This window comes from Shewanella sp. 10N.286.52.B9, assembly GCF_002873635.1.
Classification (GTDB): Bacteria; Pseudomonadota; Gammaproteobacteria; order Enterobacterales; family Shewanellaceae; genus Shewanella.
This window is the reverse complement of the sequence record NZ_MCTY01000071.1, coordinates 1-14,119: the sequence shown is the minus strand read 5'-3', so window position 1 is coordinate 14,119 and position 14,119 is coordinate 1. Positions and strand designations below refer to the sequence as shown.

12 protein-coding genes are annotated in these 14,119 nt (G+C 41.7%); 7 read left to right on the top strand and 5 right to left on the bottom strand.

Annotation, left to right across the window (positions count from 1 at the left end; all coding sequences use genetic code 11):
• Nucleotide 1: 1 nt before the first annotated feature.
• The 4 genes from BCU91_RS05425 to BCU91_RS05410 form a co-directional block, all read right to left on the bottom strand.
• On the bottom strand, nucleotides 2-415 hold the full coding sequence (locus BCU91_RS05425) for a DUF2170 family protein (RefSeq protein ID WP_076539733.1): 414 nt from the start codon (nucleotides 413-415) through the stop codon (nucleotides 2-4).
• A gap of 81 nt (nucleotides 416-496) precedes the next feature.
• On the bottom strand, nucleotides 497-2,272 hold the full coding sequence (locus tag BCU91_RS05420) for a polyamine aminopropyltransferase (RefSeq protein WP_102438555.1): 1,776 nt from the start codon (nucleotides 2,270-2,272) through the stop codon (nucleotides 497-499).
• A 4-nt stretch (nucleotides 2,273-2,276) separates the two neighbouring features.
• Nucleotides 2,277-3,176, bottom strand: coding sequence for a DUF350 domain-containing protein (locus tag BCU91_RS05415; RefSeq protein WP_102438553.1), 900 nt, complete (start codon nucleotides 3,174-3,176; stop codon nucleotides 2,277-2,279).
• Nucleotides 3,177-3,185: 9 nt separating this feature from the next.
• Nucleotides 3,186-4,157 carry a hypothetical protein gene (locus BCU91_RS05410; RefSeq protein WP_102438551.1) on the bottom strand — a complete coding sequence of 324 codons (972 nt, stop codon included), beginning with the start codon at nucleotides 4,155-4,157 and terminating at the stop codon, nucleotides 3,186-3,188.
• Nucleotides 4,158-4,406: 249 nt separating this feature from the next.
• Between BCU91_RS05410 and glnE the strand changes: the two genes are divergently transcribed.
• Nucleotides 4,407-7,262: a bifunctional [glutamate--ammonia ligase]-adenylyl-L-tyrosine phosphorylase/[glutamate--ammonia-ligase] adenylyltransferase gene (gene glnE / locus BCU91_RS05405; protein WP_102531059.1), complete on the top strand. Its 2,856-nt coding sequence runs from the start codon at nucleotides 4,407-4,409 to the stop codon at nucleotides 7,260-7,262.
• 289 nt (nucleotides 7,263-7,551) lie between these two features.
• Nucleotides 7,552-7,830, top strand: coding sequence for a DUF3081 family protein (locus BCU91_RS05400; RefSeq protein ID WP_102438547.1), 279 nt, complete (start codon nucleotides 7,552-7,554; stop codon nucleotides 7,828-7,830).
• A 176-nt stretch (nucleotides 7,831-8,006) separates the two neighbouring features.
• On the opposite strand, the gene BCU91_RS20535 is transcribed toward BCU91_RS05400, so the two are convergent.
• Complete coding sequence (locus tag BCU91_RS20535; RefSeq protein ID WP_241904043.1) at nucleotides 8,007-8,627, bottom strand: response regulator transcription factor; 621 nt, start codon at nucleotides 8,625-8,627, stop codon at nucleotides 8,007-8,009.
• Between the two features lie 232 nt (nucleotides 8,628-8,859).
• On the opposite strand from BCU91_RS20535, the gene BCU91_RS05390 reads away from it, so the two are divergent.
• From BCU91_RS05390 to BCU91_RS05370, 5 genes are all read left to right on the top strand, one after another.
• Nucleotides 8,860-10,200, top strand: a complete 1,341-nt coding sequence (locus tag BCU91_RS05390) for a polymer-forming cytoskeletal protein (protein WP_102531058.1) — start codon at nucleotides 8,860-8,862, stop codon at nucleotides 10,198-10,200.
• 363 nt (nucleotides 10,201-10,563) lie between these two features.
• Nucleotides 10,564-10,902, top strand: a complete 339-nt coding sequence (locus tag BCU91_RS05385) for a P-II family nitrogen regulator (RefSeq protein WP_076539720.1) — start codon at nucleotides 10,564-10,566, stop codon at nucleotides 10,900-10,902.
• Between the two features lie 10 nt (nucleotides 10,903-10,912).
• Nucleotides 10,913-12,163: an ammonium transporter gene (locus BCU91_RS05380; protein ID WP_102438541.1), complete on the top strand. Its 1,251-nt coding sequence runs from the start codon at nucleotides 10,913-10,915 to the stop codon at nucleotides 12,161-12,163.
• Between the two features lie 119 nt (nucleotides 12,164-12,282).
• A complete protein-coding gene (locus BCU91_RS05375) occupies nucleotides 12,283-12,603 on the top strand; it encodes a hypothetical protein (protein ID WP_241900972.1) in 321 nt (106 codons plus the stop codon).
• 110 nt (nucleotides 12,604-12,713) lie between these two features.
• A complete protein-coding gene (locus BCU91_RS05370) occupies nucleotides 12,714-13,952 on the top strand; it encodes a hypothetical protein (protein ID WP_241904042.1) in 1,239 nt (412 codons plus the stop codon).
• The last annotated feature ends 167 nt before the right edge of the window (nucleotides 13,953-14,119 follow it).

Here is a 14,119-nt window from a genome sequence, read left to right as displayed (position 1 = left end):
CTTACTTCAAAAATTCGACAAGTTCGTCGATGACTTCTAAACAGTTATCAGACAATACTGATAATTCCTGCTCGATCTCTTCCATGCTTGAGGTGACTGATAACGCCCCGTAAACCACATATTTATCATCAATTTTTGCAAAAGATGACAAAGGCATTGGAATGTTTAGTTCAAGCATAGTTTCAAACATTTGGGTACGAGTTTCAGTTTTTACTTCGCTCTCATCCCATAAATAACTGATACATAAGATTTGATTGTCAGTTACCGATACAAATACCGGTAATTCTTCACGGCCAGCAACGTTGACTTGTAATACTTCAACATCACCATCAATTGGAAAACAATCAAACTTCAAACCGGTATGGCTAAGGTCGCCAAGTTCTGTCAAATGGTTAGCAATCTTATGGATATTCATATTCGTCCTTATTGACATATTATGTCTTAGGTTTCAAAGATAGCACTTAGACATATTATGTCAAGTCTATTTTTGAGTTGGTTAAAAAAGATTCATCCCTTGGTTGTCAGACCAAGATGCTAAGTGGTAATGGTATAGCTGTAATGAGCCAATTCTATTCACTTTGATAGTGTCAGCATCATTATAAAATGTGCCAGGAAACTCAAATGCGCCATGTATAAGCCCGGGAGTCAGCCATTGCTCATTAATGGGCAACGTCTCGTTATGGGCTAGACGTTGCTTGGCATTTTGTCCTGATAAGGTGGCGATAGACCAGCCCCATTCACCAAAGCTTGGCACGTTATGATGGTATTGCTCGACCGAAAACCCTGCCGATTCAATGGTTTTTCCTACAGAAATAAAGGCATTTTGGGCATGATAAGGCGAAGTCGATTGTACCGTCATTGCCCCATCAGCGCTCAATAGCTCGACCAGTTTTCGATAAAATAAATCAGAATAAAGCTTATTTAAATCAGGGTGGCTCGGATCTGGCAAATCCACAATAATGGCATCAAATTTTTGATTGTCAGCAATCAGTTTATCAATGCCATTAAAGGCGTCATCATAAATAAGCTTAACGCGAGGATCATTTAGTGCATCGCCGTTAAGGGCTAACATGGCATTGCTAACACGCTCTGGCATGTTCTCATGGGGCTCTCTAAACAAGTCGACGAGCTGTTCATCTAAATCCATTAAGGTGACCGATTTTGGATCCCATTTGAAAACTTGCTTAAGCCCTAAGCCATCTCCGCCGCCAATAATTAGCACATTATCCTGCCTTGCACTGGCTGCAAGTGTCGGGTGAACTAAAAAGCTGTGGTAGATGTGCTCATCAATACTGGAGAACTGTAATCGACCATTAATGTATAGCGAATACACTGGCGCTTGACCTTTGCCTCGCAGCCGCTCGGTAAAGGTTAACTGCTGAAAACGGGTAGCTTCTGAATACACCACTTTGTCTTTATATAGCAGGTTATTGAAATTTTGCTCCCAACTGGGGCCGTGCAGTGCCAGTAGCACTAATACTCCTGTGGCGATAAAATGTCCTGCGAGGATCAGTTTAGCCCAGCGGATTTGCTGCCAAAAGCGCCAAATAAACACAAAGCCTGCTAACAAGTTAACACTGGCGGTGAGCGCTGCTGCGAGCTGAATATCTAACGACAGCATGAACAGTACCCAAATAGCCGCGCCAGCACCCGCACCGACATAATCAGCGCCATAAATGGTGCCGGCATTGTGCAGCAAGTGCTCTTCAGATAAGGATTGACGTACGCGGGCAATCAGCGGGATCTCCATGCCGATCATCAAACCTAGAATAACCCCCCAGATATAGGGTAAATATTCACTAAGATTTTGTAATACGCCAATAAAACCGCCGTCAGGTAAATGATCTGGTGGCAGGCCTAAGGTGTTGGCAATAATTAACGGTAATTGCTGGCCAAATCCAATCACGGCGGCGGTAATTAAAATCGCTAATGATCCACAAAATGCCACAATAAGTTCAAGCATCGCAAAGCCGGTGAAGGCACAGCGAATTTTACGAGCGGCAAAGGCGCCAATGCCCATAGACACAATCATAATGCCTATCATGGTGTAAATAGCAGCTTCTAAGGCGCCGAGAATGCGGCCTGCATAGTGGGAAAGTAGGTATTCGTAAATAAGACCACAGCCTGCCAGTAAGGCCATAATGCCCAACAATAGGGCATCATCAAACCAAGCAAGGCTGCGTTTATTCGCTGGAGGCAAGGTGCCTGTTTGAGAAGGGCTATTTTGCTTGTCGCAGCCCTCCTGGCTCTGTTCAAGCAAAGTATTATTCATCTATTTATGCCATTAACGCCGCTAAAATGAGTGCAACAGCAACACTAATTGCTAGTTCAACTGCAGCCACACCGACGTTGTGTTGTTTTTCAACTTCGTCAGTAAGGTTGATTTGAGCTAAGACTAGCTTTTTAACCACAGCAAGTAATAGCGACAACACTACCAGCATGATTATCGAGAAGGTTAACCAGCCGACGATATTCATTAAGTAAGCAGTTGGATCATAGATAATAAAGTGACTGGCCGCTTTAAAGGTAAATGCCATGGCAATCATGTAACCACTGTGACGAATCGCAACGGCTATTTGGCCTTGCTCTAGTGCTTTTTGCATCGAGGCATCTTGATTACGTTTAGCGTATTGGTGCTCACGAAAGCGGGTTAATAACACTAACATTAATTGCGAGATTAAGAAGGCGGTAAAGATAGCAATGAAAGTATCTAAGGTAATATCTTCTGCCCACATTAATACCGAGCGAATAATAATTGCTGTGGCAACAGCAGCGGCGGCATCAACGATGGCAACCGACATATTACCATTGATAATTTGGCTGTTTTTATCGATTTCATTTAAGGCAATTTTGTCGTGTAGTACTCGACCAAACTTGATTAAAAGTAAGCCAAATAAGCCGTAAGCTGTCATGCCAATGGCTTCAACAATATACGAATCAGCAGCTTCACCTGTAATCGCCCCTGAAAGTACAATCCCTAATGCCAGAACGGCACCCGCGGTACTAACCCCAAAAGCAAAGTTATCACGCTCTGCGAGTTCAGCGCGGCTGTTTACTCTCACGCTCCAGCCTTGTAAGTAGCGCATTAGCGCCAGTAAGATCACCGCGATGGTCAGATCAATCGCTAAAATTATCGCTAAATCTAGGGTGAGTCCGAAGTCATTTAAAAATGTCATGGTTAGTCCTTATTTGCCTCGGCGTACACCGCGTGTGGTGCGGCTAGTTGAATTACGGAAACTGCTGTCTTTGGAATAATTTGAACGGAACTTACTTGTGCTACGTGCTGTTTTGGTTCCGGCAGTACTGGCTTTAGGTGTTGCAGTACTTTGTCTTGATAAGCTGGTTGAGCCTGTACGTGATTTCGCATACGGGCTATTAAATTGCTTACCTTGAGAATTAAAGGTTTTCTTGGTGTTCTCAAATGTACGATTTTGCGCGCTCGCCTGTTTAGGAGACGTATAACGGTAGCGACCGACATCATTGTAGTAGCTGTAACCACGATTGTTTGACCAGCGGTCATAGCGTACAGGATTCATGATGTTAGAGAACATCGAATACATGCCATACCAGGCCCAAAATGACATGCCGCTTGAATTAGTTTGCCAGCTACCATAAGCGGGGTTACCCACTAGCTGGCTTCCTGCACCAAAATCTTCGCTACCGTTGGCCATTGCTTCGGCTTCACGGCTGATGGCGTTAACCCTTGCCAGCTGTCCACCTGATAAATCAGCCACCACATTAACGGGATCGGAAAGCATGTCATTAAACAAACTTGAATCAGCTGCTTGATAAATATTTTGCGCTTCTTCGAGCTGCTGATCTAAATCAACGAAGTTGGCAGAATCGGCCAGTTCACTGGTTCTGCGTTTTAGTGATTGGTACATAGGGCCACTTGAGGTCGCATCACGCGCCAGTTCATCAAGTAGCGGCACCAGATCAGGCTTACTGTTTTTAAGTAAGCTGGTATATTGTGTCAGTAAGGTGGCATTACGAAGCTCACCTGCGTTTAGCATTGAATCGAGTTGAGTCAATCGCTGCTGTGACAGCTGCTGATATTGCGTAATTTTTTCAGGTCTGTCATCACCACAACCTGATAATGTTATGCACAAGATCAGCGCTGAAAATACTGCAAGGACACGAGGAAGCATGCCAGCCATGTGTTCTCCAAATAGTATAAAATACATATATAAATATAGTATCAAGTCGCATAATTATATGCTTAAAACTGACTAAATATTTACATGGTTCGGTATTACTGTTGTAAAGGATATAGTAGTCTTAATCGAAGGTACAATATCGACTAGCTATTTATGCGGTCGTTGATTTTATTGTATAACACACCTTGACATAATATGTCGAATTGAAATGTGTAAGTCTTAGTAATTTGCCAAAGGGATCGGATAAACATGCACAACCAAAGTAACAACGTCTTGTCTGCAGAGCTTAATGAAATTGCAGCACGTTACTGGTTAAGGCTTTGTGAAACATGGCCTGAAATCACTGAAAAACTAACCCTGTCACAACAAGCTGAATTAAAGTTAGTGTTAGGTTTGAGTGATTATATTGCCGAGCAATTGTGCCGTAATCCCCAGTGGATTGAATTGCTATTCGATGGTCAGTTAACTCAGCTCGATAGACAGTCTTTTACTGGTGAATTACACACTAATTTAGCCTCATCAAGCTCAGAAGAGCAGGTTAAAAAACAGCTACGTCAATTTCGAAACTTCCAAATGGTACGTATCGCTTGGCGAGACTTTTTAAATTATTGCGATGTTGAAGATTCACTACTGGATTTATCTAACTTAGCTGAAGCGTTGGTGATAGGTGCTCGCGATTGGCTCTACACTAAAATGTGTCAGCAAATCGGCACCCCAACAGATGAAGAGGGCAATCCACAGCCGTTACTTATTCTCGGTATGGGTAAGCTTGGTGGTCGAGAACTGAACTTTTCCTCTGATATCGATTTGATTTTTACCTTTCCTGAACATGGTGAAACCATCGGTGGTCGCCGCGCTCAAGCTAACCAGCAATTTTTTATCAAAATGGGTCAACGACTGATCAGTTTATTAGATCAAATCACCGTTGATGGCTTTGTGTTTCGGGTCGATATGCGCCTGCGCCCATACGGTGAAAGTGGCCCGTTAGTGGTCAGTTTCAGTGGTCTTGAAGATTACTATCAAGAGCAAGGTCGTGATTGGGAACGTTACGCCATGGTTAAGGCGCGAGTACTCGGGCCTTGGACGCAATATAGTGATGACTTACATGACTTATTAAGGCCTTTTATTTATCGTCGCTATATCGATTTTTCAGCCATTGATTCGCTACGAAAAATGAAACGACTTATTGCACAAGAAGTTAGACGCAGACAGCTCACAGGCAATATAAAACTGGGAGCCGGCGGGATCCGCGAAGTTGAATTCGTGGTGCAAAGTTTTCAGCTCATACGTGGCGGACGAGAACCTGCACTGCGACAACAAAGTTTGTTTGGCGCAATTGATACCTTATATAAGCTAGGTCAGTTAGAGTACTTGGCCGTTGATGAGCTAAAACACAGCTACATTTTACTGCGCCGAGTTGAAAACCTACTTCAAGCTCTTGATGATAAGCAAACCCAAACATTGCCCGATAATGCCACTGATTGGCAGCGACTATGCTATGCCATGGGCGAGAGCGATGAGCACAGCTTGCGGGAAAAAATTGCCAATGCCATGGGCAACATTCATCGCCACTTTAAAGATACTGTCGGTGGCGAAGATGAACAGGACTCAAGCGAGCATTGGACTTGCCAGTTATGGCAAATTCATGATCAGGAAAATGCCTTAGCGTTACTTGAAGAGCATGATGTTGAAGATGATAGTTTATGGCCAAGCTTAGATGACTGGCGCAGCAATGTATTAAAACGCTCAATAGGCCCCAGGGGACGTGAAACTCTTGAAAAATTAATGCCTAAATTGTTGGATGAATTATTAGAGCAACCAGTCCCGAGCGTGGCATTAAAAGCGGTATCAGGGGTGTTAGATAAAATTTTAACCCGTACCACTTATCTTGAATTATTGTGTGAGAACCCCGGTGCCCGTCAGCAGCTCATTAGCCTTTGTTGTGCTAGCCCCTGGATTGCCGAAGAGTTAGCGAATTTTCCGATGTTACTGGATGAACTCATCGATCCGGCTCAGCTTTACGATACCACCCCGCTGGATGACTACCCAAGTGAGTTAAGGCAGTACCTATTGCGCGTTCCAGAAGATGACATGGAACAACAGATGGAAGCGTTGCGCCAGTTTAAGCTGTCACAACAGCTAAAAATTGCCGCCGCTGATATTACTGGCGTGCTACCTGTGATGGAGGTGAGCGATCACTTAAGCTACCTTGCAGAAGCCATCATTGAGCAAGTGGTATTACAAGCCTGGCATCAAGTTGCCTCAAGGCACGGCATACCTGCAGGTACAAGCTCTGAGAAAATGGGCTTTGCTATTATTGGTTATGGAAAATTAGGTGGCATTGAGCTGGGATATGGCTCTGACTTAGATCTGGTTTTTTTACATAACCATCAAGGCGCAGGCGCTACAGATGGTAAAAGACCGATTGATAATGGCCATTTTTATTTAAAACTTGCGCAGCGCATTGTGCATTTATTTGCTACCCGAACCACTTCTGGAGAGTTATATGAAGTGGATATGCGCTTAAGACCTTCTGGCGCTTCAGGCTTATTGGTTAGCGAGATTGAACAGTATCGCGAATACCAGCGAGATGAGGCCTGGACATGGGAGCATCAAGCTTTGGTGCGCTCACGTTTTGTTTATGGCGATCATCGCTTAGCGGCACGTTTTAGTGAAATTCGCACAGAGGTGCTATCGCATCAGCGCCAGCTTCCTGAACTTGCGAAACAAGTTCGCGATATGCGCATTAAAATGCGCCAGCATTTATTGAAAGCATCAAACGGTAAGTTCGATTTAAAACAGAGTGCGGGTGGCATTGCCGATATTGAGTTTATGGCCCAGTATTTAGTGTTAGCCTACGCTAACAAAAATAAAGAGTTGTCCATATGGTCTGATAATGTGCGCATTTTTCAGCTATTAGCCGAGCTTGAGATTTTACCTGTGATGACTGCTCAATACCTGACTCAAACCTACTGTTGGCTACGGGATGAAAGTCATCGCCTGACTCTTCAGCGCGCTAAAGGCGAAATCGATGCAGATAAAGCCAATAACAAGGTCAGCGAAATTATTAATATTTATCAGCACATTTTAGGTGAAGCGCTATAACGTCTTGTCTAAAACCGTAGGTTTTTGGTTTTGTTAGGATAACGGTGCGGGAAAATAGTGACCTGCACCGTTTTATATAAATTAAAAGCGGTGCAGCGCGGCATTCACACACTGATTCAATTTGATACACCATCTTCATATAAAATTTGTCTTTCTCAGGACTAACTCACAGTCTTGTTACTGCATTATTTTACACTGATTGTTTTGAGCCACCTTAAGCGCGCATTCGTATTGATTGCTTTGTCTATTAGGTGTTTAGTGAACAGGTTTTCTTTGTAAGGATGTAGTGATGAAAAATGCCATTGATATATATGAAGCGCTAAAAGTATTTAATAAGATAACCGACATGGGGCAAAAGCTGGCCGCTGCAGATGGCGACAACTCTAGCTATGAACTATGTGGCTTAAATGCGCAAACAGGCTTTGATGGCTACACAATTATTCTTAGTGACGGCCGAACCTCTTTAACGATTTATTTCCATAATAAATATCAATTTGATTACCCAGATAATGCTGCGTTTGATAATTTTATGGCGCGTTTTGCTGAGGTGATGAAGTACTCAGTATAAACAGCACTATGTCATCAAAAAAATTTTGCGCTTTAGTTGCGCTTTGCTGCACGCTAAAGCTTACCTAAGTGCAATTAATGTTATTTTCTGTAGTTAATTCTCAAAGCTGTTAACTCGCACCATTTAACAGCTAGCGTTACAAATTAGCAGTGAGCTAATTATATACATTTAAATTTTTAAGCTTGTGCAAAGGCGTAAGAGAGTTGACCTCGGCTCGATATCTTGGTTTTTTTGAAAATATTCTGGATATGCATTTTCACTGTGTTAACAGAGATCTCTAAATTAGCTGCTATTTCATCATTAGTTAACCCTTGGCAAACTAAGGTTAACACTCGCTGTTCTTTTTTGGTGGTTAACGACAGTAACTCTATCTGACGTTGGGTATTAGGTTGGCGTTTCTTAGATTGGATATAACGTGACATGGCATCATTACTGAAATAAAGCTTATTATTATTGACACTTTTAAGGGCTTCAATAATTTCGACTTCAGAAGCATTCAATGTGAGTGCGCCATGAAAGCCGTTGGATATCAATAAGGTTTCGCATTCTATATTAAGATTAGGACAAAAAACTAAATGCTTACCTGTTGTAAGAATATCAGCTGAAATTAAATAGGCGTGTTTATGAGGGGCTTCTAAATAGTGAATAAGAAATTTTGGCCTTTTATCGGCAGCTTTACAGGCAAAGTTTAGTGAGTCATAGAAGGCGGTTTCAATATTGAGTAATCCTGAGATTTTAGATACTTGCAGGGCCTGTGGTTCTGGAAGTTGTTTAAAAATCACATCTGAAAAAATCATTTCGGCTACATCCCTGTTATTTGGGCTACTATTGAAAATCCGTTCAATAGCAAATTTATATATTAAAGACAGGCTCTTTTACTAATAGCCGATACATTAAACTATTAAGTTTTACTTTTAAAGCGAAAAGCTCGGAATTGACCTGCAACTTATGTAAAAGAAATGTTATTTGTTGTTTTAATAAAGTTGGTTTAGTATATGTCAAAATTAATAATAAAGGAAACTGATTGGTATGAATAACAAAGGAAATGGGGTTACTTTTATTGGCCCTGATACTTCATTGGATGGAGATATGACTGTACAGGGACCTGCTTTGGTTGCCGGTAAAGTTAAAGGTGTTATTCGTTCAACAGACCAAGTTAAAATTGAAGTTGGTGGCGAAATTGACGGTGAGCTTTTTTGTCAAGAATTAAGAGTTTGTGGTGAATTTAAAGGTAAATTACATTGCAACAGTTTAGTGATTGTAAGCTCTGGTGTAGTTGAAGGTGATGTATCTAGCCATAAAATGGAAATTTATGATGGTGGTCAATTTTTAGGTGCCAGAACCAAGGGCCCTGAAGAAGGCGTATTGCCCCAAGCAACTGTTGAAGATAAGCCAGAAGCACAAGTCACAGAAGCCTATGCTTTCCCAAAGACTGAAGCGCCTGTTGCAGAGGCGCCGATAGCTCAAGCTGCAAATAAGGGACATTTTAACAATCTTAAGCCAGAGCCTGTAGTAAAAACTACCGTAGCGGTTCAGGTGAAAACAGATGTTAATAAAGCCGAACCTAAGAAAGTCGATGTTAAGGCTGAACCTGCACCTGCCACAACTCAGATTAAACCACAGACTCTTGCAGAAATTAATTCACAGACCAGTGGTAGTAGCGCTGCAACTGCAAATTCTCGAGTAGAGCCTCAAGTAAATACAGATGCTCATAATAACCCGAAGCCAGTTGCAGAACCTAAGCCTAAGTCAAAACTTGAGATTAAGCCGCAACCGAATCCTCAAGCTCAACTTGCTGCAGCAGAAGCGGCGAGAAAGGCTCAAGAGAAATCATCAGGTTCAGGTGCTAAGCTATTTGTCGCGGCTATCGCTGTTGCTGCAATTGCTGGCGCGGTTTATAAAAAAGATGAATTGACTCAATTGATTGAATCAAAGCCTGTTACAGCTTCAGTGGTGAAACCGGCAACGACGGTTATTGATATTGAACCACAGCAAATACAGCCAGCAGAAAACCAAATTGAACTTGCTAAGGCAGATGAAGTACTTGAGCCTTCAGTTAGTGTTGCGCTTACCACTGATATTGACGAGTCTGAAATTGTGACTACTGCAAATGATGCGCCTGACTCGGCAATTGAAATGCAAGCAACTGCATCAGCTGAAACAGAAGCAGAACTTGAAGTGACAGAAACTGCTTTAGCTGATGAAACTGAAGACTTGCTTGTCAGTGTGAATGAGGCTGTTGTAGCAGTTGAAGATGAAGTGGTCAGTCAGCCTCAAGTTGATAGCTTAATGGCAGATCTACTCGCTGAAGAGACGACTGATGAGGTTGCAAGTTCAGCAGAAGCAACTGACACGGTTGGCAGCTTATAAATTTTTAAAAGCTAATCTGCAAATAAAAAGGCCTTCATTAGAAGGTCTTTTTATTTATGCTTTCTTTAATGTGTTTATTTTTATATCAGTAACATCCCCCCCCTTCCGCACAGCTTTTCTTTGTTCATTTTGACACTTTTTTAACTGCGTAATTCTTATTATCAAGTATTCAAATAGTTATAAACGCTTCGCTCTAATGTTGTGCGCGCCAAATTAAAGTTGCACCTTATTAGTGCATTAAAAGACTTTTTTATTTAACTTATATTTTAAAATGCTATACGAATCATGGCTTTACATGGTTGGCCTGATGATTGAATTGTATTTGTAAACAAATTTATAACAATCACACTTTTGGAGGTCGAGATGAAACTCGTCAGCGCTATCATCAAGCCATTTAAATTGGATGATGTCCGTGAAGCTATTGCAAGCATGGGCATTGAAGGAATGACTGTTACCGAAGTAAAAGGTTTCGGTCGTCAAAAAGGTCACACTGAGCTATATCGTGGCGCAGAATACCAAGTCGACTTTCTTCCTAAAGTGAAGTTGGAAATTGCTACTAAAGCAGAAAACTTAGATATGTTAATTGAAGCCATTACGACAGCGGCTCATACCGGCAAGATTGGCGATGGCAAAATTTTTGTTACTGATCTTGAGCAAGCTATCCGTATCCGTACGGGTGAGCTAGATAACGAAGCACTATAAGGGGAATGTAATGGAAGAGTTAGCAACGTTAGGCACAACCGTCACCGAATTACGTTTCGCATTAGATACGTTTTATTTTCTAATATCAGGTGCGTTTGTCATGTGGATGGCAGCAGGTTTTGCAATGCTTGAGGCGGGCTTAGTTCGTTCAAAAAATACCACAGAAATTTTAACTAAAAATGTATGTTTATATTCAATCGCCTGTGTGATGTTCCTGTTAGTGGGTTACAACATCATGTATGTCGATAACACTGAAGGTGGCTGGTTACCATCATTTGGTTCATTAATTGGCTCACAAGCCGCTGATGCAGATCATGCGCTGGAGTCTGACTTCTTCTTCCAAGTTGTATTTGTTGCAACGGCAATGTCAATTGTGTCTGGTGCAGTTGCAGAGCGAATGAAGCTTTGGTCTTTCTTAATCTTTGCAGTGGTATTAACCGCGGTTATCTACCCAATTGAAGGTTACTGGACTTGGGGCGGTGGCTTCCTTTCTGCTGCTGGTTTCGTTGACTTCGCTGGTAGTGGTATTGTACATATGGCCGGTGCAGCAGCAGCTATCTCAGGAGTACTATTACTGGGTGCTCGTAAAGGTAAGTATGGCCCAAATGGTGAAGTTCATCCTATCCCAGGTTCAAACTTACCAATGGCGACATTAGGTATGTTTATCTTATGGATGGGTTGGTTTGGCTTTAACGGTGGTTCACAATTATTAGTCTCAGACGCAGAAAATGCTTCAGCAGTGGCTAAGATTTTTGTAAACACTAACTCAGCAGCCGCTTTCGGTGCAGTTTCAGCATTATTAGTTTGTAAAGTTGTCTGGGGTAAGGCTGACCTAACCATGATTTTAAATGGTGCATTAGCGGGCTTAGTGGCTATTACAGCAGACCCATTATCACCTTCACTATTAATGTCAGGTGTCATTGGTATCGTCGCTGGTGGTGTGGTTATCTTCTCAATTGTTGCCTTTGACCGCATTAAAATTGATGACCCAGTAGGTGCAATCTCTGTACATGGTGTTGCCGGTTTCCTAGGTCTAATGCTAGTACCATTATCAAATGCTGATGCAAACTTTGGTGCTCAGTTATATGGCGCAGCAGTTATCTTTGCTTGGGTATTCTCAGCTTCATTCGTAGTATGGTTTATCCTTAAAGCGACAGTGGGTATCCGTGTTACTGAAGAAGAAGAGTACAACGGTATGGATGCATCTGACTGTGGTGTTGATGCTTACCCAGAGTTTGTTTCAATCAAATCAGCTGGATAATAGATTGCTTTAAACACTGAGCATGTTAAAACTAAAAGCAGAACCTTAGGGTTCTGCTTTTTTGTGACTCTTAAAAAGTGAACAAGTGTGACGAGTGAATAAGTGCAATGAGGTTTAACATGGTTAATTACTTTCAAGTATTGATGATTGCTTTACTTATCAGTATCAGCTTTTTCGCCACTGCGGGAAAAGTGGTTGTGAGAAAGACATCTGAACCATTTGACGCTTTTGCAATACGAAATCAAGTTCAGCAGGACTATCAATGGCAGCAAATGCTCAAAATGCAGCAGCAAATTAATATTTTACAAGCTCTGCCGAATGGCTGTTTGGTATTCGCTGCGCCATACCGTTATTTTAATTGCGCCGGTAATTCCTACCGACCATACACCTATCAAAACCAAGAGGTGTTTATTCAAATTGACCCGCCAGTTGCCAAGTAATAATGAAATTCAAATATTCGCCACTGGCTTAAGCTTTTTACATTCATCTTTTGTAACTTTTTCAAAATCGCAATTCTGCCACTAACTTCTATGCTTAATGATAGGCTTTTATGTGGGGTAGAATTATGTTGCATCATGATGACGTTTCTTCGAAAAATTCATTAATAATTCAATCTTTTGGTTTTTCACGCCTTAATCTCTGTTTTTATTTACTAATATTGATTTTTATTTCAGGCTGCTCTAGCACGTCGAGTATCAATAAAGCCAAGGTTAATGTCAGTGGCTTATTTAACGATAGTTATTTTAATGAGGTAGATATTCCCGCTACAGCAGAGATTTACAATTTACCTGATGAGATAGTTACTGAAATACAGCGTGATTTTGCTCGCTCAGGTGGCGTTAACGGCCTTAAAATACCGGTAAACCTTTGGCTTGCTGAGTACATCAATGCTCAAGAGGGGGGCTTTGAATATCGAGATCACTACACCCGAATGGCCAGCGTGACAGCCCTTGAGCGGGCGGGTAACTGCATGTCGCTGGTGGTACTGACAACTGCTATCGCACAGGTACTTGATGTCCCTGTAAAGTTTCAAGATATTGATGTAGAACCCATATGGGATAGAAGGGGAGGTTTTTACCTCGTAAATGGTCACGTAAATATGAAACTACTGCACCGTGACGCTCCCAATAGTATTAGTCTTCGCGGTTCGGACATATTAGTGGATTTTTTGCCTGAGCGCTCAATACGCTCATACCGTGTTAAGCAAATTAATAAACAAACCTTATCTGGAATGTACTTTAATAATGTTGCAGCAGAAGCATTAGTACGCGGTGACTACGACTTAGCGTATGCATTGGTAAAACGGGCTATTGAGTTAGACCCGTATCACGTCAATAGTATTAACACTCTGGCGGTGATTTATCGTCATAAAGGATTAGATGAACGGGCAGAAAAAGCCTATCGCTATGTGCTTCAGTTAGAACCTAAAAATATCACTACCCTGTATAATCTTGCATTAATATTAGGTGAGCAAGAGCGACTAGAAGAGTGGAAACAGGTTCATAAAATTCTTGAATTAGCCCGCATTAATAACCCATTCTATTACTTTGATATGGCCCAAGAGGCGTATTTTGAAAAGCAATATCAAGAAGCCTTAGTGTGGTACAAACGTGCGGTTGAACGGGCGGATTACCGCCATGAGTTTTATTTTGGTTTGTCCCGTGCCTACTGGGCAACAGGCGATCAAAGACGTGCCAAGAAAACCATGCAAAAGGCGCTAGATCTTAGCCATGATGAGACCAATCAAGATCGTTATAAAGGTAAGCTGCAAGCTATGATGCGCCATTAATATAATAAGGCCTAGTTACTTTAGCCACTTACAGCGTGTTAGCTGCAAGTGGTTTTTTATTGCTTGATATATTTTGATAGCAATAATCGAAGGAACAGACTCAAGATTAAAGCGAATTGAATTGAAGATAATTTTAGAAATGAATGAATTTATTAGATATTTTATAT

Coding starts and splice junctions, on each gene's coding strand:
- BCU91_RS05425 (WP_076539733.1), bottom strand. CDS start 415: ATGAATATCCATAAGATTGCTAACCATTTGACAGAACTTGGCGACCTT.
- BCU91_RS05420 (WP_102438555.1), bottom strand. CDS start 2,272: ATGAATAATACTTTGCTTGAACAGAGCCAGGAGGGCTGCGACAAGCAA.
- BCU91_RS05415 (WP_102438553.1), bottom strand. CDS start 3,176: ATGACATTTTTAAATGACTTCGGACTCACCCTAGATTTAGCGATAATT.
- BCU91_RS05410 (WP_102438551.1), bottom strand. CDS start 4,157: ATGGCTGGCATGCTTCCTCGTGTCCTTGCAGTATTTTCAGCGCTGATC.
- glnE (WP_102531059.1), top strand. CDS start 4,407: ATGCACAACCAAAGTAACAACGTCTTGTCTGCAGAGCTTAATGAAATT.
- BCU91_RS05400 (WP_102438547.1), top strand. CDS start 7,552: ATGAAAAATGCCATTGATATATATGAAGCGCTAAAAGTATTTAATAAG.
- BCU91_RS20535 (WP_241904043.1), bottom strand. CDS start 8,627: ATGATTTTTTCAGATGTGATTTTTAAACAACTTCCAGAACCACAGGCC.
- BCU91_RS05390 (WP_102531058.1), top strand. CDS start 8,860: ATGAATAACAAAGGAAATGGGGTTACTTTTATTGGCCCTGATACTTCA.
- BCU91_RS05385 (WP_076539720.1), top strand. CDS start 10,564: ATGAAACTCGTCAGCGCTATCATCAAGCCATTTAAATTGGATGATGTC.
- BCU91_RS05380 (WP_102438541.1), top strand. CDS start 10,913: ATGGAAGAGTTAGCAACGTTAGGCACAACCGTCACCGAATTACGTTTC.
- BCU91_RS05375 (WP_241900972.1), top strand. CDS start 12,283: ATGGTTAATTACTTTCAAGTATTGATGATTGCTTTACTTATCAGTATC.
- BCU91_RS05370 (WP_241904042.1), top strand. CDS start 12,714: ATGTGGGGTAGAATTATGTTGCATCATGATGACGTTTCTTCGAAAAAT.